At 29.0% G+C, this 24,944-nt stretch carries 26 protein-coding genes and 3 tRNA genes; 10 read left to right on the top strand and 19 right to left on the bottom strand.

Annotation, left to right across the window (positions count from 1 at the left end; translation table 11 throughout):
* Positions 1–188: 188 nt before the first annotated feature.
* The 5 genes from LXD69_RS15365 to LXD69_RS15345 form a co-directional block, all read right to left on the bottom strand.
* Positions 189–2,501: an oxidoreductase gene (locus LXD69_RS15365; RefSeq protein WP_246916031.1), complete on the bottom strand. Its 2,313-nt coding sequence runs from the start codon at positions 2,499–2,501 to the stop codon at positions 189–191.
* Between the two features lie 52 nt (positions 2,502–2,553).
* The gene (locus tag LXD69_RS15360) at positions 2,554–3,024 is read right to left on the bottom strand and encodes an SRPBCC domain-containing protein (protein WP_045971369.1); all 471 of its coding nucleotides are present in this window, start codon (positions 3,022–3,024) and stop codon (positions 2,554–2,556) included.
* A 2-nt stretch (positions 3,025–3,026) separates the two neighbouring features.
* Positions 3,027–3,632, bottom strand: a complete 606-nt coding sequence (locus LXD69_RS15355; protein WP_246916029.1) for a flavin reductase family protein — start codon at positions 3,630–3,632, stop codon at positions 3,027–3,029.
* Positions 3,633–4,044: 412 nt separating this feature from the next.
* On the bottom strand, positions 4,045–4,806 hold the full coding sequence (locus tag LXD69_RS15350; RefSeq protein ID WP_045966833.1) for a C40 family peptidase: 762 nt from the start codon (positions 4,804–4,806) through the stop codon (positions 4,045–4,047).
* 60 nt (positions 4,807–4,866) lie between these two features.
* Positions 4,867–6,045: an acetyl-CoA C-acyltransferase gene (locus LXD69_RS15345; RefSeq protein ID WP_246916027.1), complete on the bottom strand. Its 1,179-nt coding sequence runs from the start codon at positions 6,043–6,045 to the stop codon at positions 4,867–4,869.
* Positions 6,046–6,310: 265 nt separating this feature from the next.
* Here LXD69_RS15345 and LXD69_RS15340 point away from each other — a divergent pair.
* The 3 genes from LXD69_RS15340 (at position 6,311) to LXD69_RS15330 (ending at position 6,570) form a co-directional block, all read left to right on the top strand.
* Positions 6,311–6,394 (top strand) — tRNA-Ser (locus LXD69_RS15340).
* Between the two features lie 13 nt (positions 6,395–6,407).
* Positions 6,408–6,482: transfer RNA gene (locus LXD69_RS15335), tRNA-Pro, on the top strand.
* 14 nt (positions 6,483–6,496) lie between these two features.
* Positions 6,497–6,570: transfer RNA gene (locus LXD69_RS15330), tRNA-Arg, on the top strand.
* Positions 6,571–6,630: 60 nt separating this feature from the next.
* Here the strand turns inward: LXD69_RS15330 and LXD69_RS15325 are convergent.
* Positions 6,631–7,050: a thiol-disulfide oxidoreductase DCC family protein gene (locus tag LXD69_RS15325; RefSeq protein ID WP_246916026.1), complete on the bottom strand. Its 420-nt coding sequence runs from the start codon at positions 7,048–7,050 to the stop codon at positions 6,631–6,633.
* A gap of 14 nt (positions 7,051–7,064) precedes the next feature.
* Complete coding sequence (locus tag LXD69_RS15320) at positions 7,065–9,233, bottom strand: endonuclease MutS2 (RefSeq protein WP_045966840.1); 2,169 nt, start codon at positions 9,231–9,233, stop codon at positions 7,065–7,067.
* 77 nt (positions 9,234–9,310) lie between these two features.
* On the opposite strand from LXD69_RS15320, the gene LXD69_RS15315 reads away from it, so the two are divergent.
* Positions 9,311–9,979, top strand: coding sequence for a uracil-DNA glycosylase (locus tag LXD69_RS15315; RefSeq protein WP_246916025.1), 669 nt, complete (start codon positions 9,311–9,313; stop codon positions 9,977–9,979).
* Between the two features lie 440 nt (positions 9,980–10,419).
* On the opposite strand, the gene LXD69_RS15310 is transcribed toward LXD69_RS15315, so the two are convergent.
* From LXD69_RS15310 to LXD69_RS15265, 10 genes are all read right to left on the bottom strand, one after another.
* Complete coding sequence (locus LXD69_RS15310; protein ID WP_246916024.1) at positions 10,420–10,659, bottom strand: hypothetical protein; 240 nt, start codon at positions 10,657–10,659, stop codon at positions 10,420–10,422.
* A 19-nt stretch (positions 10,660–10,678) separates the two neighbouring features.
* A complete protein-coding gene (locus LXD69_RS15305; RefSeq protein ID WP_045971517.1) occupies positions 10,679–11,608 on the bottom strand; it encodes a hypothetical protein in 930 nt (309 codons plus the stop codon).
* 28 nt (positions 11,609–11,636) lie between these two features.
* Complete coding sequence (locus LXD69_RS15300; RefSeq protein WP_246916023.1) at positions 11,637–12,482, bottom strand: substrate-binding domain-containing protein; 846 nt, start codon at positions 12,480–12,482, stop codon at positions 11,637–11,639.
* A 57-nt stretch (positions 12,483–12,539) separates the two neighbouring features.
* The gene (locus LXD69_RS15295; RefSeq protein ID WP_045971514.1) at positions 12,540–13,073 is read right to left on the bottom strand and encodes a GNAT family N-acetyltransferase; all 534 of its coding nucleotides are present in this window, start codon (positions 13,071–13,073) and stop codon (positions 12,540–12,542) included.
* Between the two features lie 202 nt (positions 13,074–13,275).
* Positions 13,276–13,809 (bottom strand): GNAT family N-acetyltransferase, encoded by a 534-nt coding sequence (locus tag LXD69_RS15290; protein WP_246916022.1) that lies wholly within the window; start codon positions 13,807–13,809, stop codon positions 13,276–13,278.
* 9 nt (positions 13,810–13,818) lie between these two features.
* Entirely contained in the window at positions 13,819–14,334 is a 516-nt protein-coding gene (locus LXD69_RS15285; protein WP_317236302.1) for a GNAT family N-acetyltransferase, read from the bottom strand.
* 3 nt (positions 14,335–14,337) lie between these two features.
* Positions 14,338–14,715 (bottom strand): VOC family protein, encoded by a 378-nt coding sequence (locus LXD69_RS15280; RefSeq protein WP_246916021.1) that lies wholly within the window; start codon positions 14,713–14,715, stop codon positions 14,338–14,340.
* Between the two features lies 1 nt (position 14,716).
* Positions 14,717–15,583, bottom strand: a complete 867-nt coding sequence (locus tag LXD69_RS15275; RefSeq protein WP_246916020.1) for a nucleoside phosphorylase — start codon at positions 15,581–15,583, stop codon at positions 14,717–14,719.
* Positions 15,584–15,636: 53 nt separating this feature from the next.
* Positions 15,637–15,969, bottom strand: a complete 333-nt coding sequence (locus LXD69_RS15270) for a translation initiation factor (protein WP_045971843.1) — start codon at positions 15,967–15,969, stop codon at positions 15,637–15,639.
* A gap of 140 nt (positions 15,970–16,109) precedes the next feature.
* The gene (locus tag LXD69_RS15265; RefSeq protein WP_045971503.1) at positions 16,110–17,063 is read right to left on the bottom strand and encodes an isopenicillin N synthase family dioxygenase; all 954 of its coding nucleotides are present in this window, start codon (positions 17,061–17,063) and stop codon (positions 16,110–16,112) included.
* 201 nt (positions 17,064–17,264) lie between these two features.
* Here LXD69_RS15265 and LXD69_RS15260 point away from each other — a divergent pair, with 201 nt between their 5' ends.
* Positions 17,265–19,241, top strand: a complete 1,977-nt coding sequence (locus LXD69_RS15260; protein WP_246916018.1) for an alpha-ketoacid dehydrogenase subunit alpha/beta — start codon at positions 17,265–17,267, stop codon at positions 19,239–19,241.
* A 31-nt stretch (positions 19,242–19,272) separates the two neighbouring features.
* Here the strand turns inward: LXD69_RS15260 and LXD69_RS15255 are convergent, their stop codons facing one another.
* Both LXD69_RS15255 and panB read right to left on the bottom strand, forming a co-directional pair.
* Positions 19,273–19,974 carry an RluA family pseudouridine synthase gene (locus LXD69_RS15255; protein WP_246916017.1) on the bottom strand — a complete coding sequence of 234 codons (702 nt, stop codon included), beginning with the start codon at positions 19,972–19,974 and terminating at the stop codon, positions 19,273–19,275.
* A 39-nt stretch (positions 19,975–20,013) separates the two neighbouring features.
* Entirely contained in the window at positions 20,014–20,832 is an 819-nt protein-coding gene (gene panB / locus LXD69_RS15250; RefSeq protein ID WP_045971497.1) for a 3-methyl-2-oxobutanoate hydroxymethyltransferase, read from the bottom strand.
* A 194-nt stretch (positions 20,833–21,026) separates the two neighbouring features.
* Between panB and LXD69_RS15245 the strand changes: the two genes are divergently transcribed.
* The 5 genes from LXD69_RS15245 to LXD69_RS15225 all read left to right on the top strand — a co-directional run bounded on the left by LXD69_RS15245 (position 21,027) and on the right by LXD69_RS15225 (position 24,933).
* On the top strand, positions 21,027–21,473 hold the full coding sequence (locus LXD69_RS15245; protein WP_045971495.1) for a 3-methyl-2-oxobutanoate hydroxymethyltransferase: 447 nt from the start codon (positions 21,027–21,029) through the stop codon (positions 21,471–21,473).
* Between the two features lie 87 nt (positions 21,474–21,560).
* A complete protein-coding gene (locus tag LXD69_RS15240; protein ID WP_262916260.1) occupies positions 21,561–22,631 on the top strand; it encodes a sensor histidine kinase in 1,071 nt (356 codons plus the stop codon).
* Positions 22,624–23,307 (top strand): response regulator transcription factor, encoded by a 684-nt coding sequence (locus LXD69_RS15235; RefSeq protein WP_045971841.1) that lies wholly within the window; start codon positions 22,624–22,626, stop codon positions 23,305–23,307. Before LXD69_RS15240 ends, LXD69_RS15235 begins: the two co-directional genes overlap by 8 nt.
* A 14-nt stretch (positions 23,308–23,321) precedes the next feature.
* Positions 23,322–23,591 (top strand): hypothetical protein, encoded by a 270-nt coding sequence (locus LXD69_RS15230; RefSeq protein WP_045971491.1) that lies wholly within the window; start codon positions 23,322–23,324, stop codon positions 23,589–23,591.
* Entirely contained in the window at positions 23,584–24,933 is a 1,350-nt protein-coding gene (locus LXD69_RS15225) for a TrkH family potassium uptake protein (RefSeq protein ID WP_246916013.1), read from the top strand. The genes LXD69_RS15230 and LXD69_RS15225 overlap by 8 nt, the downstream gene beginning before the upstream one ends.
* Positions 24,934–24,944: the final 11 nt, after the last annotated feature.

Below are 24,944 nucleotides of genomic sequence, written 5' to 3'. Positions count from 1 at the left end.
ATCTTTATCAGATTAACCTTCAATCGCTACTTCTATATTCGCAACAATTGAAGTTTCACAACGCAAAAGCTGTCTACTTAATACAAGTTCTTTTTTTCATTTGATAAAAATGGATAGACTTTTGCAATTCTAATTGCAAACGCATAACTTTTTATTTGAATAATATTATCATTTTTCATAATTCGTAATTATTTCTTATTGCTTTTTGGTTTTAAGGCTTTTTTCATTCCTTCCACTTGTTTTCTTTCAGATGCTTTTAAAGGATATAAATGAGAAATCCCCATTTTGTATTGATTAGGAATATCATTAGCTTGAAATTTTTCATAAGCTTGTGCATTTCTTACAAAATTTGGATCTAATAATAAAGGTCTTCCTAAAGCGACTAGATCAGCTCTTCCGTTGAGAATTATAGTATTTATTTGATCAATATCTTGAATGTATCCTGTTGTAATTGTTGGAATATGAATGGTATTTTTAATTATATCAGAGAAAGGAGTTTGCCACATTCTACCTATTTGCGGTTTTTGATGTGCTACTGTATTTCCTGTAGATACATTTATAATATCTGCACCAGCATTTTTAAAAGCATTTGCAATGATTATTACTTCTTCTGGAGAAATTCCGTTTTCAGCCCAATCTGTTGCTGAAATTCTAACAGACATTGGTTTATCTTTTGGAAAAACATTTCTCATTTCTGTGAAAACGCGTAATGGAAATTTTAAACGATTTTCGATATTCCCTCCAAATTCATCTGTGCGAATATTAGTTAATGGAGAAAGAAATGAAGCTAATAGAAATCCATGATGCGCTTGTAATTCAATCATATCAAATTCTGCTTCATTTGCGTTTTTGCTAGCTTGAACAAATTGGGAAGTTATTAGATCCATATCTTCTAAAGTCATTGCTTTAGGAGTTGGAAAATGTTCATTAAAAGCAATTGCTGAAGCGGAAATTAATTCCCATTTATCTTTTAAATCTTCGGTTTCCCAAGGCTTTTTTGTTCCACCTTTTCGACCTGAATGACCTAATTGAATTCCAATTTTTGTTTGTGTATTTTGATGAATAAAATCATTAATTCTTTTCCATTCAACTATTTGATTATTAGTATAAATTCCTGTGCATCCTAATGTGATTCTTCCAGTATTTGAAATAGCAGTCATTTCGGTTAAGATCAATCCTAAACCACCAATAGCACGAGAAGAATAATGTTGGAAATGCCAATCATTTACTAATCCATTTTCTGCCGAATATTGTCCCATTGGACTCATTACAATTCGGTTTTGAAGCTTTAAGTTGCGAAGTTTAAAAGGAGAAAAAGCAGCAGGTATTTCTATAGGTTTGGATTCTGAAATAAGTTCAGATTGGTAAACGTCGTTATTAAATTCTTCTAAAACTTTATCTGTAAATGATTTATCTCTTATTTGTAGATTTTCATACGTTACTTTTTTAGAACGAGTCATGCAACCAAAAGCAAATTGATAAAAAGGATGCTGAATATGTCTATCCATATTTTCAAACCAATCTAAGGACACATTAGCAGCATACTGAATCATTTCTACAGTGTTTCTACGGCTTTTTTCATATTCTTGAAACGCTTGTTTAATATTATTAGGATTATGAATTATAGCATCAGATAGAGCAATAGCACTTTCCATAGCTAATTTTGTTCCTGAACCGATAGAATAGTGCGCTGTTGCTTTTGCATCGCCTAATAGAACAATATTATCTTTGTACCAATTTTCATTGGTTATATGTGGAAATTGTCTCCAATGTGATTTATTGGTTATTAAAGGATGATCATCTAATTCTTCTTTAAATAAATGTTGTAGTTTTTCAACTGTATCTTGTTCGTTATAAGTATCGAATTGGAATTTTTCCCAAGTTTCTGGAGCACATTCGAAAATCCAAGTACTCATTCCTTTTTCATATTGATAGGTGTGTGCTGCAAAAGCTCCGTGTTTTGTTTGTTTGAAGAAATAGGTGAAGGCTTCTAAAGGTTTTGTAGAACCCATCCAAACAAATTTATTTTTTTTAAGTGTTATTTTTGTTTTAAATTCATTTTCAAATTGTGTTCTTATTTGGCTTGAAATACCATCGCAAGCTACAATTACATCTGAATCAGAAAATTGACTTAAATCGTCCACATTGGCTTCAAAATGCAGATTTACACCTTCTTCTTGACAACGTTGGTGCAGTAATTGTAATAAAGTTTTACGAGAACAACCACAAAAACCATTTCCAGCAATACTAATTTCTTTTCCATCACGAGCAATAATAATATCATCCCAATACGCAAACTTACTACGAATCAACTCATAGGATTGCATGTCACGTTTTAAGAATTCCCCTAGAGTTTCATCTGAAAAAACTACACCAAACCCAAAACTATCATCCGGACGATTGCGTTCGTAAACATCGATTTGGCAATCTGGTATTGCTTTTTTGGTTAATATCGAAAAATAAAGTCCTCCAGGACCACCACCTATTACTGTTATCTTCATATTTGTTATTGTAAGGGAAGAAGTAATCTTCTTATCTTCAAATTAGGGTTAATTAAGAGCATTGATTTTCTTTACGCATAAAATCAAAGGCTCCTTTTCTTAAATTGATATTATATTCTAAATAGGCTTTTAAGCAGGCTAAGAAATTAGACCAACCAAAAGTATTTCCTGAAAACCATTTAAGTCCATCATTATCGTTTTTCATACTTTTTTCAGTAATTGAAACTAAAGTAGAATTGTTTTCTTTTTCAATTAAAGTAATTTCAACAAGAAGTTCCTTTTCACTAATTGTCCAGTAATAAGAAATGTATTTGTTTTGTTGAATTTTGTCAATTCGAATAGGGCATTCTACATCAAACTCTGGGAATTTCCAAATTAATGTTTTGCCTGATTCCATTTTTCCAGTACTTTCAGAAATAAAATAATTAGACATCTTATCCGGATTTATAATTGCATCAAATACTTCATTTATGGGTTTTTGAATTTGTATTGCTGCTTCTATTTCTAAAGTTTCTGTTTTCATGTTTATGCTCTTTTGATTGAAAATATGTCGCCTATTTTACCATAGTTTGAACCTGCTAAACGAGCAACAGGCTTATAAATATCTAAGTTTATTCGATTATTTTCTGAAAGTATAGCGTCATCAATATGTAGTGTAATGATTTTACCTATTACAATACAAGCACCACCACCTTCATCATTGTCTATAAAATAATGGTGTATTTTTTCACATTCAAAATGTACCAAACTTTCTTTTACACGTTTAGGCTTAATAGTAACAGAATCGATAGGAGTCAGATTTGCTAAAGTAAATTCGTCTACTTCTGCTGCAACTGCTTCAGATGTTCTATTCATTTGTTCTACAATATCTTCTGTTACTAAATTTACTACAAATTGATTGTTTTTTAATACATTGTTTAAAGTGTCCTTGTAACTATTATTATCTCTACGTGTAGAAAACATTACGCAAGGAGGATCGCTACTTACCATATTGAAATATGAAAAAGGAGCAAGATTATTAATTCCTTTTTCATCTATAGTTGATATCCATCCTATAGGTCTTGGAATTATTGTTCCTGTTAGTAATTTATAGAGAGTTGTAGGATCGGTTTCATTTGCTTTATATTGCATTTTGTCGTTGTTTTTTACAAATTAAACAAAATATTTATAAATTTTATTCATTTATCAATAAAGAATTATTAAAAAAAATGAATAGTTATTGAAGATGGTTTATTTGGTTTTCAAAGATAATGAGTGGAAACGATAGTATTCTTAACTAAGTTTATAATTAATAGGATGAAATTATGTAAGAATTTTTAATATTTGAATATAGATTTGTGAGGAAGTAAATCGATTAGATGTAGTATTAATAGGGATGATTAGATAGTGTTCGTAAAAAACGTTTTTATTTTGGCGATATCAAAATGTTTTATTTCATGTTAAAAGTAAGTAGATTACTACTGTAAAATCTTCTAAGAGTATTATGTTTAGTTTTTAGACAGAGTTTATATAAAAAAAGACCTCTAATTTTAGAGGTCTTTTTTTATATAATTTTCTTTATAACTCTTAATTTATGGGTATGACGATTAATTTCAGCATTATAAATTCCAAGATGATCTAATCTGTCTATCCTAACTTTTCCAGAAGCATGAATAATATAATTGTTATCCATCATTATGCCTACATGTATAATGTTTCCTTCATCATTATCAAAAAAGGCTAAATCACCAGGTTCACTTTCTTCAATAAAACTTAGTGCTTCTCCTTGTGATGATTGTTGAGAAGCATCTCTAAGAATTTTGTATCCGTTTAATTTATAAACCATTTGTGTAAAACCAGAACAGTCAATACCAAAAGGACTTTTTCCTCCCCATAAGTAAGGAGTATTTAAGTACATAAATGCGGTTTTAATGATATTAGATTTATCTTTAATTCCAGATATCCTAGATCCTTCAAAAAGGAAATTAGGAGTGTTGATAATTTTTGAGTCAATAGATGAAACACAACTTCCTAACGGAATTGGAATTAGTTGATTATCATTTGTAGTAATATATTCAATAAAATCACCATTAAGTACTACATCAGAGTTTTCAATTAAATTGAATTGATCTTCATTAATATTTAGAAATTGTTTATTATCAATCCAACCAATGTAACTATCAAAGGCTGTTTCGATTTTGACCCATTTTTCAATTTGTTCTAATATTTTGAAATGATCACCAAATAGTAATTGCGAAACTTGTTCGCTTCTATCTGAAGGTTCAAGTCTTATCGGTACAATTGCCAAGTTAGAAATTCCAAACATCTAAATTAAGATATATTGTGTTTTTTAAGTTTTAAAGATAAATGATTAAAGAATAATAAATTATGCTTTTTCAATAATTATAGCTGAAGCACCACCACCACCATTACAAATAGCTGCCGCTCCAAGTTTTGCATTATTTTGATTTAATACACTTAATAAGGTTACAATAATTCGAGCACCAGAACAACCTAGAGGGTGACCTAATGAAACGGCACCACCATTAACATTAACTTTATCATTATCTAAACCTAATATTTTAGTATTTGCTAAACCAACTACTGAAAAAGCTTCATTTAATTCAAAATATTCAATATCTGATAATGATAAACCAGCTTTGTCTAATGCTTTTGGTAATGCTTTTGCAGGAGCAGTTGTAAACCATTTTGGTTCTTGTGCAGCATCTGCATATGATTTTATATAAGCAAGTGGTTTTAACCCTAATGCATTGGCTTTTTCTTCGCTCATTAGTACTAATGCAGCAGCACCATCGTTTATTGTAGAGGCATTTGCAGCAGTAACAGTACCTTCTTTAGTAAAAACAGCCGATAAAGCAGGTATTTTTTCTAGTTTAACATTTGTGTATTCTTCATCTTTAGAAACAATGATTGCATCACCACGTCTTTGAGGTACTTCAACAGGAACTATTTCTGAGTCAAATTTTCCAGCTTCCCATGCAGTAGTAGAACGTGTATAAGACTGAATAGCATAATTATCTTGTTCTTCTCTAGAAATCTTATGTTCAGTAGCACATAAATCAGCAAATACACCCATTGCATTATTATCATAAGCATCTACTAATCCATCTTTTTGCATTCCATCAACTAATGACGTTGATCCGAATTTCACACCATTTCTCATGTGTACATAATGAGGAATCAAGCTCATGTTTTCCATTCCTCCAGCAATAACAACATCAGCATCTCCACTCATAATAGCTTGTGCACCTTGCATAACAGCTTTCATTCCACTAGCACAAACTTTATTAATAGTAGTACAAGGTACATCATCAGAAATACCCGCAAAAAGAGCAGCTTGTCTTGCAGGAGCTTGACCATTTCCTGCCTGTACAACATTACCCATTAGAACTTCATCAACTTCTTTAGGGTCTAAGTTTATTTTATTTAAAGCGCCTTTTATTGCAGTTGCTCCTAATTTTGTAGCAGGAACACTTGATAATGCACCCATAAAACTTCCTATAGGTGTTCTTACAGCAGAAACTATGACAACTTTCTTATTCATGATTTATTTTTTTAGATTGAATTGCGAATTTACTATTTTTATTGGTAAATTTGCATGATTTCTGATTTTAGAATTAAAAATCTTATTAGGTAAAGTTAATAAAAGCTTTTAGGATAAAAATATTTTTACTGTATATTATTGATTAATAGTTTGTTCTGAAAAATATATAAAAAATATTAAAAATTTATTGTAAAAATGTTGTGAATAGCGATATAATGTCATAGATTTGCAACCGCAAAAAAGATGAGTTCTTTATCAGATTATTGGAGAGGTGCCGGAGTGGTAACGGAGCAGATTGCTAATCTGTCATCGGGTAACCGATGCCAGGGTTCGAATCCCTGTCTCTCCGCTTTTTTGTTTTTCGGGGTGTAGCGTAGCCCGGTTATCGCGCCTGCTTTGGGAGCAGGAGGTCGCAGGTTCGAATCCTGCCACCCCGACGAAAATAAATTTTGGTTGCGTAGCTCAGCTGGATAGAGCAACTCACTTCTAATGAGTAGGTCCCAGGTTCGAATCCTGGCGCGATCACAAAAAGCCTTGCATTTGCAAGGCTTTTTTTGTTTAAATTCCCTTCTATAAAATATATTCTTATAAAAATTTAGCTTTTAATTCTGGTGTAGGAATCATGCAAGCTTCTTTTTTTCCATACCATTTATATCTATTCTTAGCTATATAATCATAAACACCATTTTTTATCACTTTTGGAAGAAAATTAAGGTAACTTATAAGTTTGTAGATACCTTTTAGTTCTCTCGCAATTAAAAGAGCTGCTTCTGCTTTATAGTAATAGGCAATTCCAGGTTCATATAATATAATAGAATCAATAGATTCAGTATTAATACCAGTATGTTTTATGATTTCTTGTCCTATTTCTGACTGTATGGCTGTGAATCTAAATATATCTTTTTTATCATGCTTTATTATAAATTGTACGGATGAATCACAAAGGTTGCAAACTCCATCAAATAAGATGACTTTTTTATTTTTAGGGATGTCTTTAATTTCCATAATGTTTTTTTATTTTAGAGAGGTTGAATGTATTCTAATTGATCTAAGCTTACTTTTGATGTGAAAATACCATAGTTAACAATAGCTTTATTTTTTTCTATTTTGTCAATTGTACCTATCGCTTTTCCTTCACTCATTCGAACTCTATCTCCAACTTTTAGAAGAACTTTTGGTTTTTCAGCTTCTATTTTTTGAGCTTTAATTTTTTTCTCTTTTTTCTCGATTCTAATTTCTTCTACTTTTTCTTTTACTTCTTCAATAATCTTTTTTTCTACAATTTCTTTTACTTTTTTTTCTTTAGCTGAAATTTTCTTTCTTTTTGAATTTTCAATTTCAACCATTTTTAAGAAGTCGCCAATTAATGTTTTTTTATCCTTATTATTAAAATATTTTTCAGAAATATCATCTAATCGTTGCCCTAAATAAATTAATCGTTGATTAGCATCATACAATTCTTGATAACGTTCCAGTTTATCTTGAATTTTCGCATTGATATTCTCCATTTTTTTACTTTCTTCACGAGCTTTAGATTCTTCTTCTTTTAAATTTTGTGAAGTTTTTTCTAATTTAGAACGCTCTTTTTGAAGTGTTGCTATTGTTTTATCAAAACGAACTTTACTTCTTTCTATTTTCTTTTTAGCTCGATTAATTAAACCAAAAGGAATTCCGTTTTTTTGTGCTACTTCAAAGGTGAAGGAACTTCCGGCTTGTCCTAAATGTAATTTATATAAAGGTTCTAATGTTTTTTCATCAAAAAGCATGTTTGCGTTAATAGCGCATGGTAATTCGTTTGCTAAAATTTTCAGATTAGTATAATGCGTGGTAATAATTCCAAAAGCTTCTCTAGCATAGAACTCTTCTAAAAAAGTTTCAGCTAAAGCACCACCTAATTCAGGATCAGAACCTGTCCCAAATTCGTCAATTAAGAATAAAGTTTTAGCATTACATTTCTTTAAAAAGTAATTCATGTTTTTTAATCTATAGCTATAGGTACTTAAATGATTCTCAATAGATTGGTTATCGCCAATATCTGTTAGAATACGGTCGAATAAAAAAGTCTCACTACGTTCATGAACTGGAATTAAGATACCTGATTGTAGCATTAATTGTAATAAACCTATGGTTTTCAATGAAATGGTTTTTCCTCCAGCATTTGGTCCAGAAATAACAATAATCCTACTTTCGTTATCTAATTCAATAGTTTGCGGATGCACTATTTCGTTTTTAGCTTTATTATTTAGATATAAAATAGGATGAAAAGCATCTCTTAAATACAAATGTTTTTCTTCAGTAATTTTAGGTAAAATACCATTAATAGCATTAGCATATTTGGCTTTAGCTGAAATCAAATCAATATCAGCTAAGAAGTTCTGATATTCTTCTAATAAGCTTTTATAAGGGCGAATAACATTGGTTAATTGTTTTAAAATGCGAATAATTTCCTCTCTTTCATCTTGTTCTAATTCGCTTAACTCTCTAGAATAGCGTAATGTTGCTTCAGGTTCAATATAAACAATACTTCCTGTTTTTGAACTGCCTAATAATGAGCCTTTTACTTTTTTTCGATACATAGCTAAAACAGCTAAAACTCTACGATTTTCAACAACTGATTCTCGAATGTCATCTAAATAACCTGATGAATTATATTGAGAAAGTGCAAAACCAAAACTTTGATTTATTTTTCCGCGAACTAATTGCATACTTTTTCTAATATTTACTAAATCAGGTGAAGCACTATCTTTTATTTCTCCATATTTATCAAAAATAGTATCAATGGCTTTGTTGATTTCTTTAGTACTTTCAATTGTTAGTGCTTTTTGATTTAATTTTGGATAATAATCATGAAACTTTTTTAGAAAGTGTAAAAGCGTATTGGCAGTTTCTGCAACATGAGCAATTTTCTTAAAGCTATTAATATCTAGAAAGCTATCTTCAATGCCTAGAAAATGTAAATCTTTAGTAATGGTTTCAAAACCATGATTAGGAATTGCATTATTATTAGAATAAGATGCAACATATTCTGAAGTTTGATGTAATTCAATTATTAATTGTTCTTTGTTTTTAAAGGGAACAATTTGTTGTGCTTTTTCTTGACCTATTTCGGTATTACATTTATTAGAAATAGTTTCTAAAATAGTATGAAATTCTAAATCTTGTAAGGTTTTATCGGTAACTGAAATCATTCTTTTTATATCGATTTTATATGCAAATTTACATTCAATTGAACTATAAATGTATATTTTTGGTAAAATTTTATACTATGTTCCCAAAAATTGAAGCTTCTTGGCAAACGCATTTGCAAAACGAGTTGGAAAATGATTATTTTAAAACTTTATTGCAAAATGTGGAAACCGAATATGCAACTTACGAATGTTATCCACCAAAAGAATTAATTTTTAATGCTTTTAATCAATGTTCGTTTCAAAATACAAAGATTGTTATTTTAGGACAAGATCCTTATCATGGAATTGGTGAGGCAAACGGTTTGGCTTTTTCTGTGAATGATACTATAAAAATTCCACCTTCTTTGCGAAATATTTATAGAGAAATTAATACTGATTTTGATGTTGTTTTTGAACCTACATCAGGAAATTTGGAACGTTGGGCAAAACAAGGAATATTGTTATTAAATGCTACATTAACCGTAAGAAAAGATACACCAAATAGTCACAAACATTTGCATTGGCAACAATTTACAGATAAAGTAATAGAAATATTGTCTAATGAAAAAGAACATTTAGTTTTCTTACTTTGGGGTGCTTTCGCACAAAAAAAAGCTAAGTTTATAGATGCGTCCAAACATTTGATTTTAACTTCGGGTCATCCTTCACCTATGAGTGCTAATCAGGGTAAATGGTTTGGGAATAAGCATTTTAGTAAGGCAAATGAATATTTAAAAAGTATTGGGAAACCAGAAATAGATTGGTAGACTATTTCTTTTTACCAAGTATTATTTTTAAATCAATAATGAGATATGTTATAGCTATGGAAATTCCAAAAATAGCATTTGTATTAAAATTGCCATCTATTAAATTATAAAGTAAAAAGAATATTATAAAAAGACAAAAAGGATAAATAAGTAATCTTCTTAATGTCATTTTTATACCAAATTCTTTCTCATTTTTAACTGCGTTATTGTTTTTAAAAAAAGTAGTAGATACTTTATTTGAAATAGAGATTTTGTTTAATTCAAAATTTAAATTTGAAAGGCACAGATCATAATTATCTTTTTTAATTTGTTTGTATAATATTGATATTAAAAAAATAATTATTGATGTTATAATAGTCAGAATGATTTTTTCTCTTACCTGTTTTCCTAATAATATTATAGCTATATAATTTGCAATTAGAGCTATGTAAATAAGGATATTAAGTAGTTTTGTTATTGGATTTTTTTATTTTAATGGATTTAATGCTTTCGTTTTTAATAACTATTTCAAAAATAGGATAATTAGATATAACTTTTGAATTGCGTTTCCACAGTAAAATCGTATCATTTTTTAATTCTGATCGAAAAGAGTTATTAACGGTTAATAACCCAAGAAAATGATTTTTTATAGTATTTTCGCTGGGTATTGTTATTAATTTAATTTTTTCTTTTAATTCCATTTATAAAAATATTTGTAAATTAATTAAAAGTCAATTCCCCTAAAATTTCTTCTTTCATGAATGGTCCACCAGGATAATTAGCCGTATAATCTAAATTTAACCAAGTTTGACCTCTTTCGTCAATATGATAATGGATTTGTTGGTTTTTACTTTCTTTTTTAAACAAAACCTCTTTTATTAAATAGATTGCGGTTTCTAAATCATTTTTATTTCCAATTAGCATTTCAGGATACATGTGTCCACCTGTGTGTATAATTCTTGGAGTTCCTCCAATTGCTTTTATAGAAGCAGCCATTAAAATGGCATGATCATCACAATCTCCAGAAAAATGTTGTAAACTTTCAGAAGCATAAGCAATATATTCTCTTCCTTTCGGATCGTTTACATAATTCCAGTTATTTTTAATTTCTTTAAAAACCGCAAAGCATTGAATTAAGGTTCTATTATTAGATTTTTTTATTTCTTTAAAATGTTTTGTAGTGGCATATAATGCAAAATTTCTAACTTTTGGATTTGTGAAATCAACAGCATCAATTATTTTAGATTTGTTTGGAAAAGGCAGTAATTTTGAAATAATTAAATCTTGTGGTTTAGGATTCTCACTCATAGCATAAATCATATAGCGATAATCTTCATAAACTCTTTGAAAGCCATAATTACCAAAGAGTGTTCCATATATAAGTGTTAAGATATATATGAAAATACATAGTATGATAATTGTTTTTAATAGTTGAAGTATAAGTTGTATTATTCCTAAAATTAAAATAAAAAGAATAATTCTATCTAAGTTGTAAACCCAATTTAATTCTATTAAATTTTGATGCGCAATTAAAAATGCTGGAACTGTTATAAGAATATTTAATAAAAAAATGATAATAGTATCCCATGGCTTAGGTAAGGAAAGCTTTTCTTTTAATTTTGAGAAAGAAATGGGTTTTATAGTTATCATTTAGGTTTAAAACGATAAAATTAAGTAATTATTTAGCTATCATTTCATAAGGAACGGTTTTTTCAATAATATTTAACGTATGAAGCTGATTTTGTACTTTTTCTATTGTTTTTTTGTCTAACTGTTTTTGAGACCATTGTGTCAAAGATAGCCATTCTTGAATATCTTCTAATTTTTGGTTATATTTCGATGCCAATGTTCTATCTATACTTGGAATTTGTTTAAATTCTTCTGTAGTTACATTTATAATTTCTAAAATTTGTTCAATAATCTGCGGGTGATTTTCTAAAACTTCATTTCGAACAGCAATTACAAAACAAGGCCATGGAGTAGGGCAATCGGTTATTTTTCTAAAAACACCACTGTCTACTAATGGTTTTGTCATAAAACGTTCCCACATAAAATAGTCTGCTTTTTCAGATGTTAATGCTTCAACAGCACCATCTATGGTATTTACGATTTCAAATTGTAAGTTACTTGTATCCCAATTATTATTTTGAGCATTCACATAACTCATTAAGTGTGAACCTGAACCAAAACGTGAAATAGCAGCTTTTTTATTTTCTAAATCATTAATTGAGTTAAATGTAGAATTTTTAGCAACATGAATCCCCCATATTAAAGGACTTTTAACATATACTTGAACAATTTTACTAGGATTTTCAGCAATGATATCTTTAATGATACCTTCAGTAAGGATTACAGCAATGTCAGTTTCTCCATTTCTTAGCATTTGACACATTTTACCAGTTCCTTCTGGCACGTCTGTCCATTGTAAATCAATTCCTGCTTCTTCAAATTCACCATTCTCTATGCATAAATGCCATGGCAAATTAAAATGTTCTGGTACACCAGCTATTTTTATTGTCTTCATTTGTTATGATTTTAAAGGTATTTGATTTCAAAGAATTTTTAGCTCAATTTTTTAGTACTATTTATTAAACTGTTCTTTTGTGATTTCATATCGAACGCAAGGAATATTATTCCAATTATATTCTGTTTTTTGTTTCATTCCAAGTCTTTCTAATATTCTTTTAGAATTTTTGTTTTCAGTATGTGTCGAAGCATAAATATTAAATTTTTTCATTTTGTTAAATCCATATTGAAGCCATGCTTCTGCTGCTTCTTTTGCATATCCATTTCCCCAATGTTCTTCTTGTAAACGATATTCAATATCGTAGAAATTTACTAAATTATTTTCAGATTCTGTCACAAATTTGATTCCTGCCCAACCTATAACTTCGTTTGTTTTTTTTAATACAACTGCAAAACGACCAATTCTATTTTTTATGTATTGATTTCTGATTTCGCCAATGTAATCTGTAACATTATCAATGTCATTTGCAGGATTACTGCTTAAATAAGTGTGCACATTTGGATTTTTATCCATCTTAAATAGTGCTTCAGCATCAGAAAATAGAAGTTCTCTTAAAATTAATCGATCTGTTTGTAATGTTAAATTCATAGGTTTTTTTAAATTTTTAAAATATAATTCGTTGACTATCTGAATATAAATGAGATAATCTTATTTGAATTTTTTGATATGATTTCTTGTGGAAATTTTGGGATTATTTTTTGGCTAAGGTATAGATTATTTAAGCAGAAAATGAAATTATTTTGCTTAGAAAACACAAAAAATGATTAGTATCCTTTTTGTGGAGTAGAAATTAATTATTTGGATTTATCATTTGCCACCATTTCCATTGAATTCCATCTTCAGCTTTATATTGTTCTATAAACTCCATTCCACATTTTTGAAGAATATGGTTTGAAGCTCCATTTTTAGCATGTGTATAGGCATTCATTTTTTCAATATTCATTTTGTTAAAGCCATAATTTAACCAAAATTGCGTGGCTTCTGTAGCAAATCCTTTATTCCAAAAAGGTTCATTTAAGCGATAACCATAATCAAAAAAGTTGGTATTTCCATTTTCAACATGATCATTAACAAATTTAATTCCTGTCCAACCAATAAATTCTTCTGTTTCTTTTAAAATAGTAGCAAAACGTCCAATATTGTTTTCTTTATATTGATTTTGTACATATTCAATAACTTTTATAGATTCTTCAATGGATTGAGCAGGTTTGTTCCAAAGGTATTTATGAACATTAGGATTTGCATCCATTGCGAACATAGCTTCTGCATCATTAAAATTTAATGGTCTAAGAAGAAGTCGTTCTGTTTCTAGTTTTAAATTCATATTGGAATTTTAATTTGATGAATACCAAACGCATGGAATCTTTTCATTCCAAACGTATTTGTTTTTTAAGTTTAGCCCAATTTTTTCAAGAATTTTCCTAGAACCTATATTTTCAATATGAGCAGAAGCATATAACACATCTACTTTTAATTCATTAAAGGCATAATCATACCAAGCTTTTGCAGATTCGTAAGCAAATCCTTTTCCCCAAAATTCTTCACGGAAACGATATCCTATTTCATAAAAATCGATATGATTGTTTTCTTCTTCTGTTATATATTTCAATCCACTCCAGCCAATAAATTCATTTGTTTCTTTTAAAATTACAGCAAATCGTCCTATACCATGTGCCAGATATTGATTTCTAATATTTTCAATGTAAACAATACTTTCTTCTATAGATTTCAATGGATTATTTCCCAAATATTTATGAACATTTGGATTACTATCTAGTAAAAACATACCTTCAGAATCGTTATATTCAATTGGGCGAAGAAGTAAACGGTCAGTTTCAATTGTAAACATTATTCATTTAATTTTTAAATTAGAAATTATAATTCTATAGCCATCAGGATCTAAAATCATTCTCCCATTTTCATTCCAATAAGGATTTTTTGATGTAACAAAAGGAATGTTTTCAAGTCTTATTTTGAAAATTAGACGCTCATATTCCTCAATAGTTTCAGGATAGAATACTAAAGCATCATCTTCGTCAAAAACATGAATTGCTTGTTCATTGGATTGTGTAAATTCTAAATGCCAGTTTAAATTAGGTTTCCCTATAAAAATACCATTATAATTATCATGATTCTCAAAACTACCTAAAACTTCAAAACCTAATATATTTGTATAAAAGGTTTTGAGTTTAGCTAAATCATTAGTATGTCTGGCAAATCTAAAATTCATATTATTTTACTAATCTTTCTAAAGTATAATCGATTAAATTTTCAACGGTTTGATATGGATTTGAACTAAAATCTCCAGTTGCTCTATTGGCAATAATTGCATTTAAAGATAAACAATTATGACCTAAAAGTTTACCTAATCCGTATATTGCAGCGGTTTCCATTTCAAGATTTGTCATACGAGTTCCATTAAAATTGAAATTATCCATTTTGGTATTCAATTCTGGATCTTGAATGTCTAATCGTAATACGCGACCTTGTGGACCATAAAATCCACCAGCCGTTCCAGTAAATCCTTTGTGCATTTTATTACTAAAAATTTTATCCACTAAAGATTCACTACATTTAATTACATAAGGACGACCTTTTTGTAAATCCCAATTTGTTTGTTCTATAAAAGCATTTTCAATATCTTTTTCAGAAACCTTGTCAATTAAGTAGGAGCGAAGCATATTGTCTAATCCAATAGCATATTCGCTCATGACAAAGCTGTCAACAGGAATATCCTTTTGTAAGGAACCAGATGTTCCAATGCGAACAATATTTAAAGCGGTAAGTTTCTCTTTGGGTTTGCGAGTTTCTAAATCAATATTAACTAAAGCATCTAATTCATTTAAAACAATATCAATATTATCAGGACCAATTCCTGTAGAAATAACAGTTAATCTTTTTCCTTTGAATATACCAGTTTGTGTTTTAAATTCACGTTTTTGAGTTGTAAATTCTATAGAATCAAAGCGATTTGTAATTTTTTCTACTCTTTCTTGATCTCCAACAAAAATAATATCGTGAGCAATGTTTTCGGGTTTTAAATTGATGTGATATAAACTCCCATCTGGATTTAATATAAGTTCTGAATTTTGTATCATTTTTTTAGTTTAAATGGTTAAAGTGTTTTAAAACGGATGGTTGAATGCATTTTTTAGCCTCCAACACGTTTAGTTTTGAAACCTTTTTCTTGAAGATATTTCATAATTTTATCTCGATAATCTCCTTGAATTATAATTTCTCCATCTTTAAAACTTCCACCAACAGCAAATTTGTTTTTGATTTCTTTTGCTAATAGTTTAAAATCTTCATCTTCTCCTTCATAACCTGCAATAATTGTTGTTGGTTTTCCTTTTCTTTTTTCATATTTACAAATCATAGGTTCTTTTTGAACAAATAATTCGTGTTTTGTTTCCTCAACCATTTCAGGTTCGTTAGAAACTTGATGATCAGGAAATAGTTTTTTTAGTTGGTCTTCTAAGCTCATAGTATGAAATTTAAGAAACACAAAAGAGATTCTTATATAATTTTTGTTAAGTTTCTCAATATTTTGTGTTGCTGTAAAATAAAAACAAAAAGACATTAAGATTAAACTCAATGCCTTTTTGTAAAAATATAAATTTACAATTATTTTTTAATCAAGCCTAATTCTACTAGTCTTTCATGTAAAAATTCTCCCGCTGTTATATCTTCATATAATTTTGGATTGTTATCATCAATACATTCAGATAAGCAATTTAATTTCATGTCACTAACGGGGTGCATAAAAAATGGAATTGAGTAACGAGAAGTTCCCCATAATTCTCTAGGAGGATTAACAACCTGATGAATTGTAGACTTTAATTTATTGTTTGTATGTCTTGATAACATATCACCTACATTTATCATTAATTCATCTGGTTCAGCCATTGCATCAATCCAGTCTCCATTATGATTTTGAACTTGTAATCCTTTTCCTTGTGCACCCATTAATAATGTAATCAAATTGATATCACCATGAGCGGCCGCTCTAACAGCATCATCTTTTGGTTCATCTGTAATAGGTGGATAATGGATAGGACGTAAAATACTATTTCCATCTTTGATGTATTTATCAAAATAGAACTCATCAAGACCAATGTATAAAGCTAATGCTCTTAAAACATAAATTCCTGTTTTTTCAAGCATTTGATATGCTTCTTTACCAATTGTATTAAAATTTGGTAATTCTTTTACTTCAACATTATCAGGGTATTCTCCAGCATATTTTGAATTAGTATCTACATACTGACCAAAATGCCAAAACTCTTTTAAATCTCCAGCAGAACGACCTTTTGCATGCTCTTTTCCGAAAGAAACATAACCTCTTTGTCCTCCAATTCCTGGAATTTCATAACTCTTTTTAGTCTCTAAAGGAAGTGAAAAAAAGTTTCTAACTTCTCCATATAAACCTTCAACTAATTTGTCATCTAAAAAGTGACCTTTTAATGCTACGAAGCCAATATCTTCGTAGGCTTTTCCGATTTCATTTACAAATTTTTGTTTACGTGCCGGATCATCCGACAGGAAATCACGTAAGTCAACACTTGGAATTTTTTGCATTATATTACATTTTGTTAATAACTTACAATAGGCTTAACACCTACATAAAACAAATGTAAATAAATATTTTTAATTCAATTTAGGAAAGTTATTAACATTTATATGAATAGCTTAAATTATTTAAAAATATTTTTTTGTAACAATCTATTTTAAAAATGTTATTTTTTATACTTTTGAAAGAAATTAATAGACAACGTTTGTATGAATTTTGATAGAAAAAATTTAAGTAATAAAGAACTTTTAGATTTATATAAGAAGCTTTTAAAACCTAGAATGATAGAAGAAAAAATGTTAATTCTTTTACGTCAAGGTAAAGTATCAAAATGGTTTTCTGGAATAGGTCAGGAAGCTATTTCGGTAGGTATAACATCCGTTTTAGATAAAGATGAGTATATATTACCGATGCATAGAAATTTAGGTGTTTTTACTACTAGAGAAATTCCATTACATCGTTTGTTTTCACAATGGCAAGGTAAAAAAACAGGATTTACAAAAGGGAGAGATAGAAGTTTTCATTTTGGAACACAAGAATATAAAATTATAGGGATGATTTCTCATCTTGGCCCGCAAATGGGTGTTGCAGACGGAATTGCTTTGGCAAATAAATTAAAGAAGAATGGTAAGGTTACAGCCGTTTTTACAGGTGAAGGAGCTACATCAGAAGGAGATTTTCATGAAGCTTTAAATATTGCTTCAGTATGGGATTTACCAGTTTTATTTGTAATTGAGAATAATGGATATGGTCTTTCTACTCCTACAAATGAACAATATCGTTGTGAAAACTTAGCAGATAAAGGTGTTGGTTATGGAATGGAAAGCTATGTTGTGGATGGAAATAATATACTTGAAGTTGTAAATTTAGTTTCTGAATTAAAAGCATCAATGTTAGAAAATCCAAGACCCGTTTTATTAGAATTTAAAACTTTTAGAATGCGTGGTCATGAAGAAGCAAGTGGAACAAAATATGTACCGCAGGAATTGATGGATATGTGGGCAGAGAAAGACCCGATTTCTAATTTTAAAGATTATTTAATTAGAACTTATGTAATAAATGAAGAGGATGATGTTCAAATAAAATCGAGTATTAAAGCTGAAATTGATGAGCATTGGGCTTTAACTCAAACAGAACCAGATGTAGTTGCTAATTTGGAAGAAGAATTAAATGATATGTATAAACCTTATACTTTTGAAGCTTTTGAAGCCTCTGGAGAAAAGGAGAGTATTCGTCTTATTGATGCTATTTCTAATGGATTACGTCAATCAATGGCACGACATGAAAATTTGGTTATAATGGGGCAAGATATTGCAGAATATGGTGGAGCGTTTAAAATTACTGATGGTTTTGTTGATGCATTTGGTAAAGAAAGAGTTCGAAATACACCAATCTGTGAAAGTGCAGTAGTTTCTACTGCAAATGGGCTTTCTATTAATGGATATAAAGCTGTTATGGAAATGCAATTTGCTGATTTTGTTTCTACTGGCTTCAACCCAATTGTAAATTTACTAGCAAAACAACATTATCGATGGAATGAAAAGGCCGATGTTGTTGTGAGAATGCCTTGTGGTGGTGGAACACAAGCAGGACCATTTCATTCACAAACTAATGAAGCTTGGTTTACCAAAACACCTGGATTAAAAGTAGTATATCCTGCTTTTCCTTATGATGCAAAAGGATTATTAAACACAGCAATTAATGACCCTAATCCAGTTATGTTTTTTGAACATAAACAATTATATAGAAGTATTTATCAAGATGTTCCTGTTGATTATTATACTATTCCGCTTGGAAAAGCTGCACTATTAAAAGAAGGAACCGCTGTGACTATTATTTCTTTTGGAGCAGGTGTACATTGGGCATTAGAGACATTATCTAATAACTCAAATATATCTGCTGATTTAATTGACTTGAGAAGTTTACAACCTTTAGATTGGGAAACGATTTATACTTCTGTGAAGAAAACAAATAGAGTGATTATTTTACAAGAAGATACTTTATTTGGAGGAATTTCAAGTGATATTTCTGCAATGATAATGGAAAACTGTTTTGAATATTTAGATGCTCCAGTAAAACGAGTAGCAAGTATTGAAAGTGCTATTCCTTTTGTGAAAGCTTTAGAAGATCAATATTTACCAAAAGCACGTTTTGAAGCAGAATTAAAAGCTTTGCTAGAGTATTAATTTAAATATGAAAATCCTTTCAAAAGATATTTTAAGAAGAAATAGCATTCCAAATTACATCTTTCGGTGTAGGAGCTATAATTTTTAAAATATCTTTTGTTACAGGGTGAGTTAAGACTAATTGTCTGGCATGTAAATGAATACCTCCATCGGGATTACTTCTATCAAATCCATATTTTAAATCTCCTTTTATAGGGCAACCAATTGCAGATAGTTGTGCTCTAATTTGGTGGTGTCTTCCAGTATGAAGTTGGATTTCTAATCCAATATAATGATCTAATTTTCTAATGATTGTATATGCTAAACTTGCTTTTTTACTCTCTGGGACTTCTTTAATATGTGCTTTCGAAGTATTGTTTTTTGGATTTCTTTTTAAATAATGAATTAAAACATCATTGTTTTTTGGAGGGCTATTTTTTACAACAGCCCAGTATGTCTTCTGTGTTTCTCTATTTTTGAAACTATCATTTAATCGTGTTAATGCTTTTGATGTTTTTGCAAATACTACAATACCAGTAGTTGGTCTGTCTAAACGATGAATGACACCTAAAAAAACTTCTCCAGGTTTATTATATTTTTCTTTTATATATTCTTTTACAACTTCAGATAATGGTTTGTCTCCTGTTTTATCACCTTGAACAATATCTCCAACGCGTTTATTAATTACAATAATATGATTGTCTTCATGAAGAATCTGAAGATTATCTTTAGTAGAAATTATTTTTTCTGCCATTATTTAAAAGTAAAAATCTTTAAAAAGTATAATAAAGAATTAATATTGTTCATTTTCGTTTGGAAAATCAACAGATTTAACATCCGTAACATATTGACCAATGGCTGTAGTCATTTCTTCATATAAATTCATATAACGTCTCAAGAATCGAGGACTAAATTCATGTGTCATACCAATCATATCATGAAGCACAAGAACTTGTCCGTCAACACCATTTCCTGCTCCAATTCCGATTACAGGAATAGAGATGCTTTCGGCAACTTTTTTTGCTAATGCAGCAGGGATTTTTTCTAATACTATAGCAAAACAACCTACCCTTTCAAGCATTTTAGCATCTTCAATTAACTTATCAGCTTCCTCTTCTTCTTTAGCTCTTACAGTATAAGTTCCAAATTTATAAATAGATTGAGGAGTTAGTCCTAAGTGTCCCATTACAGGAATCCCAGCATTTAAAATACGTTTTATACTATCCTTTATTTCGCTTCCACCCTCTAGTTTTACAGCGTGCCCGCCACTTTCTTTCATGATTCTAATAGCTGACCTCAATGCTTCTTTTGGATCTGATTGATAAGAACCGAAAGGTAAATCAACAACGATTAAAGCTCTTTCTGCCGCTCTAACTACAGATGATGCATGATATATCATTTGGTCAAGAGTAATTGGTAATGTAGTTTCATGACCAGCCATTACATTACTAGCAGAATCACCTACAAGAATTACATCTACTCCTGCTGAATCTACAATTTTTGCCATTGTAAAGTCATAAGCAGTTAACATGGAGATCTTTTCTCCATTATCTTTCATTTCAACTAGTGTTTTTGTAGTAATTCTTTTATAATCTTTTTTAGCTACTGACATTTTATATCGATTGTATGTTATGAAATTTTAAATTAGAAATTTAATCTAAAATTTACTTATGATTCGTTGTTTTATTCTAGGCAAATGTAATAAATCAAAATAGGATACAAATTAACCAAATAAAATAAATTTGAAATTATCATGAATAATGTAACATTTTTTGTAAAATAACAACCAATTAATTAAAAACGAATATGAAAAAGTCTCTCTTTTTACTAGTTAGTCTATTTGCCATTTCATCTTCTTTCTCTCAAGAAAATGAAGTTAGAAAATGTATTGATGATTTTTTTATTGCCTTTCATTTAAAAGACACTACACAATTGAAGAAAATGTGTCATGAAGAAATAATTATGTGTACAGTAAGTACTAAAAACAAAGGAACAAAATTAAAGAATGATGGTTTTGATGTTTTTTTAAAATCGATAGCTTCAATTCCTTCTAATGTTATCTTTTTAGAAAAACTTTTAGATTATAGAATAGAGATTGATGGTGATTTAGCTCATGTTTGGACTCCTTATGAATTTTTTGTAAATGAAAAGTTAAGTCATCAAGGAGTTAACTCTTTTACACTTATCAAAGAGTATGATAATTTATGGAAAATTGTCTATATAATTGATACAAGAAAAATGAAATCTTTATAAAATCTTTATACTTACAGAGGATTATTTTATATATTATTTATGAAACCCAACTTATCTTTGCTGTGTTAAACAATAAAGAAATTAAGTGTGTTAAATAGAAGTACAAATACAAACAAGCAATATTTTTTTAGCATTCTTTTTGTAATACTAATATCATTTATTTGTTTTGTATTTAAAGATTTGATAGGTTATAAAGTAATAGCATTTATTCTTTTAGTTACAGTTTCTTTCTTAGCGATGTTTTATCGTATTATTCCAACATTAATTGGAGCTATTTTAAGTGCTTTAATTTGGAATTTCTTTTTTATAAAACCTTATTTTACTTTTCATATAGAAAATACAGAAGATGTATTAATGTTTTTTATGTATTTCGTTATTGCACTAATAAATGCAGTTTTAACATTTAAAATCAAACAAATAGAACATATAGCTAATAAAAAAGACGCTAAACTTAAATCGATAAAGCTATATAATACACTTTTAGATAGTTTATCGCATGAATTGAAAACTCCAATATCGGCAATCATTGGTTCAACAGACGCACTTCAGAATAATAAAACGATAAACGATAATCAAAAAGAAAAACTCTTAGAAGAAATATCAATTGCCACACTAAGATTGAATAATCAAGTTGAAAACTTGTTAAATATGTCAAGATTAGAGTCAGGTGTTATTGTGCCAAAAATGGATTGGGTTGATGTTAAAGAAATCATTTATGGAGCTATCAGAACATTAAATACAAAGTTATATTCCCAGAAGATTATAGTAAATTGTTCTGAAGATTTTCCTTTATTTAAATTAGATTATGGTTTAACAGAGCATATTATTTATAATTTATTAAATAATTGCATTATTTATACACCTGAGCATAGTACTATTTTGATCAATTTAAAGAATAATGGAAATATTTTACTGATAGAAATTTTAGATGAAGGAAAAGGTTTTCCTAAAGATGAAATTGATTATGTTTTTGATAAATTTTATAGGCTTAAAAACTCAAGACCTGGTGGTTCAGGTTTAGGTTTGTCTATTGTTAAAGGCTTTGTTGAAGCTCAAAATGGAGAAATAGCATTAGAAAATAGAGTTGAAGGAGGAGCAAAATTTACTATTAAAATTGAAACTAAAATGTCAAACTTTAATACCGTTGAAAATGAATAAGCGCCAAATATTAGTAATCGATGATGAAGTTCAAATTAGAAAACTTTTAGATATAACTTTAAGTAGTAATGATTTTGAAGTCAAATTTGCAGAAAATGGTTTAGAAGGGATTCGATTTGCAGCAGCGTTTCAACCAGATTTAATTATGCTAGATTTAGGTTTGCCAGATATTGATGGTCAAAAAGTATTAGAACAATTACGAGAATGGTATTCTAATCCTATTATGATTTTATCTGTTAAAAGTGAAGAAATTGAGATAGTTAAAGCCCTAGATAATGGTGCTAACGATTATTTAATAAAACCATTTAGAACACAAGAATTATTGGCAAGAGTTCGTTCACATTTACGACATCATATTAAAGAAATTTCTGAGCCTATTATAAGTTCTTCTAGTTTTTCAATTGATTTAGTTTCAAGAGTTGTAAAAGTTAATAATGAAGATCTGAAATTAACACAAACGGAATTTAACTTATTAGCCACTTTAGTTAAAAATGAAGGAAGAGTATTAACTCATCAATATTTATTAAAAGAAGTATGGGGAAAAAGTTATAGTGATCAGACTCAATACTTAAGAGTTTTTATAGCTCAACTTAGAAAAAAAATAGAAAAAGACGCAAATCATCCAGAAATGATACTTACTGAGAGTGGAATTGGATATCGATTTACCTTAATCTAAAAAAAGCATTTTACATGAAAAAATTAATCCGCAACACAGCTAATGTGCCAAGCAATACTACATGTTTGTCTATTAATGAAATAATTAACCCTAATCAAAGTGATGTAGAATCAAGGTTATGGTTTCATGAATTCATGAAAATTAATCAATGTCCACAACGAGAAGATCCTTTAGAAAATCAATTGAAAGATTTGTGTTTGGTAGCTGAAAAACTAGGATTAATTTATGCTTCCCACTTTGTTAAAAATTATTATAAATTTAAAATTGAAAATAAAAATGCCTAAAACCTTATTTCAAACAGCAAGACGTCAATATTTAAAATTTCACTTGCGATTAACACCTCAACAGAGTATTTTTTTTGGATTTTTTATGTATATGATTTTAGGATGGATTTTTCTCTCTTTGCCATTTGCACAAAAAATACCTACCTCTTTTATTGATACATTATTTACTTCTACTTCTGCACTTTCTACAACAGGTTTGGCAACAGTTAGTACATTTGATAATTATACTTTTTTTGGACAATTAATTCTTCTAATTTTAATTCAAATAGGAGGGATTGGTTATATGACTTTTACAACTTACATTTTATTATCTACAACCAAGCAAATTACACATTGGCATAAAAAAATACTACATAATGAATTTACTATGCCAAGAGAATTTAAAGTTCAAGACTTTTTAAAATCAGTTATTGTTTTTACATTTACCATAGAAATAATCGGAGCTATTCTCTTTTATTGTGTTTTTAGGGTAGAACATTCGGATTCTTTTTTTACTATCTGGACAAGTATTTTTCATAGTGTTTCCTCATTTTGTACCGCAGGATTTAGTTTATATAATGATAGTTTTGAAGGATATGCTACAAACTCTTTGTTAAATGCAATTGTATTTTTTTTAACAATTTCGGGTGCTTTAGGTTTTATTGTCGTTACAGATTTATGGTATTTTTTTACTAAAAAGACTAAAGAAATCTCTTTTACAACAAAAATGATTACGTACTCATTTTTTTCTGTTTTATTTTTAGCAACAATAATTAACTATTTTGAACCATCATTTAAAAACAGGACTCATTTTGAACAATTACAAATAGCTCTATTCACATCTGTAAATTCAATGACAACTGCCGGATTTAATTCCGTTAACATTGGGACATACTCGTTAGGTTTTCTTTTAGTTATTATTTTTTTAATGTATGTAGGAGCTGCTCCATCAAGCACTGCTGGTGGTATGAAAATAACTACATTAACCGCTATTGTTGCTATTGTGAAAAGTAAATTAAGAAATCAATCAAAAGTTACATATTTTGGAAAAACTATTCCAATTGATAGACTCGAAATGGCTATTTCAATATTTATATTTTATACTGCAATATTGTTTTTAAGTGTTTTTCTGCTCTCTTTTACAGAAAATTATGCTTTTGAAGCACTACTATTTGAAGTCACTTCTGCCATTGGAACGGTTGGTTTAAGTACAGGAATAACAGGAGACTTATCTGTATTTGGTAAAATAATATTGATATGTATAATGTTTATAGGTAGATTAGGAGTTATAACATTTGGATTAGCTATACTTTCAAGAAAAAGAAATGATAAAATAGTAGATGAATCAGATTTAGCCACATAAATAGAATCATT

Origin of the sequence: Flavobacterium sediminilitoris, assembly GCF_023008245.1 — a bacterium.
GTDB classification, from domain to species: Bacteria; Bacteroidota; Bacteroidia; order Flavobacteriales; family Flavobacteriaceae; genus Flavobacterium; species Flavobacterium sediminilitoris.
The sequence above is the reverse complement of the archived record's forward strand: the minus strand, read 5'-3'. Positions and strand labels throughout refer to the sequence as shown.

Bases quoted from the DNA above. Each gene is read 5' to 3' on its own strand.
- LXD69_RS15255 (WP_246916017.1), bottom strand. From the start codon at position 19,974: ATGGCAGAAAAAATAATTTCTACTAAAGATAATCTTCAGATTCTTCAT.
- LXD69_RS15245 (WP_045971495.1), top strand. From the start codon at position 21,027: ATGAAAAAGTCTCTCTTTTTACTAGTTAGTCTATTTGCCATTTCATCT.
- LXD69_RS15325 (WP_246916026.1), bottom strand. From the start codon at position 7,050: ATGGAAATTAAAGACATCCCTAAAAATAAAAAAGTCATCTTATTTGAT.
- LXD69_RS15315 (WP_246916025.1), top strand. From the start codon at position 9,311: ATGTTCCCAAAAATTGAAGCTTCTTGGCAAACGCATTTGCAAAACGAG.
- LXD69_RS15310 (WP_246916024.1), bottom strand. From the start codon at position 10,659: ATGGAATTAAAAGAAAAAATTAAATTAATAACAATACCCAGCGAAAAT.
- LXD69_RS15285 (WP_317236302.1), bottom strand. From the start codon at position 14,334: ATGTTTACAATTGAAACTGACCGTTTACTTCTTCGCCCAATTGAATAT.
- LXD69_RS15295 (WP_045971514.1), bottom strand. From the start codon at position 13,073: ATGAATTTAACATTACAAACAGATCGATTAATTTTAAGAGAACTTCTA.
- LXD69_RS15365 (WP_246916031.1), bottom strand. From the start codon at position 2,501: ATGAAGATAACAGTAATAGGTGGTGGTCCTGGAGGACTTTATTTTTCG.
- LXD69_RS15360 (WP_045971369.1), bottom strand. From the start codon at position 3,024: ATGAAAACAGAAACTTTAGAAATAGAAGCAGCAATACAAATTCAAAAA.
- LXD69_RS15270 (WP_045971843.1), bottom strand. From the start codon at position 15,969: ATGAGCTTAGAAGACCAACTAAAAAAACTATTTCCTGATCATCAAGTT.
- LXD69_RS15305 (WP_045971517.1), bottom strand. From the start codon at position 11,608: ATGATAACTATAAAACCCATTTCTTTCTCAAAATTAAAAGAAAAGCTT.
- LXD69_RS15235 (WP_045971841.1), top strand. From the start codon at position 22,624: ATGAATAAGCGCCAAATATTAGTAATCGATGATGAAGTTCAAATTAGA.
- LXD69_RS15355 (WP_246916029.1), bottom strand. From the start codon at position 3,632: ATGCAATATAAAGCAAATGAAACCGATCCTACAACTCTCTATAAATTA.
- LXD69_RS15230 (WP_045971491.1), top strand. From the start codon at position 23,322: ATGAAAAAATTAATCCGCAACACAGCTAATGTGCCAAGCAATACTACA.
- LXD69_RS15265 (WP_045971503.1), bottom strand. From the start codon at position 17,063: ATGCAAAAAATTCCAAGTGTTGACTTACGTGATTTCCTGTCGGATGAT.
- LXD69_RS15350 (WP_045966833.1), bottom strand. From the start codon at position 4,806: ATGTTTGGAATTTCTAACTTGGCAATTGTACCGATAAGACTTGAACCT.
- LXD69_RS15275 (WP_246916020.1), bottom strand. From the start codon at position 15,583: ATGATACAAAATTCAGAACTTATATTAAATCCAGATGGGAGTTTATAT.
- LXD69_RS15280 (WP_246916021.1), bottom strand. From the start codon at position 14,715: ATGAATTTTAGATTTGCCAGACATACTAATGATTTAGCTAAACTCAAA.
- panB (WP_045971497.1), bottom strand. From the start codon at position 20,832: ATGTCAGTAGCTAAAAAAGATTATAAAAGAATTACTACAAAAACACTA.
- LXD69_RS15225 (WP_246916013.1), top strand. From the start codon at position 23,584: ATGCCTAAAACCTTATTTCAAACAGCAAGACGTCAATATTTAAAATTT.
- LXD69_RS15290 (WP_246916022.1), bottom strand. From the start codon at position 13,809: ATGAATTTAAAACTAGAAACAGAACGACTTCTTCTTAGACCATTAAAT.
- LXD69_RS15300 (WP_246916023.1), bottom strand. From the start codon at position 12,482: ATGAAGACAATAAAAATAGCTGGTGTACCAGAACATTTTAATTTGCCA.
- LXD69_RS15260 (WP_246916018.1), top strand. From the start codon at position 17,265: ATGAATTTTGATAGAAAAAATTTAAGTAATAAAGAACTTTTAGATTTA.
- LXD69_RS15320 (WP_045966840.1), bottom strand. From the start codon at position 9,233: ATGATTTCAGTTACCGATAAAACCTTACAAGATTTAGAATTTCATACT.
- LXD69_RS15345 (WP_246916027.1), bottom strand. From the start codon at position 6,045: ATGAATAAGAAAGTTGTCATAGTTTCTGCTGTAAGAACACCTATAGGA.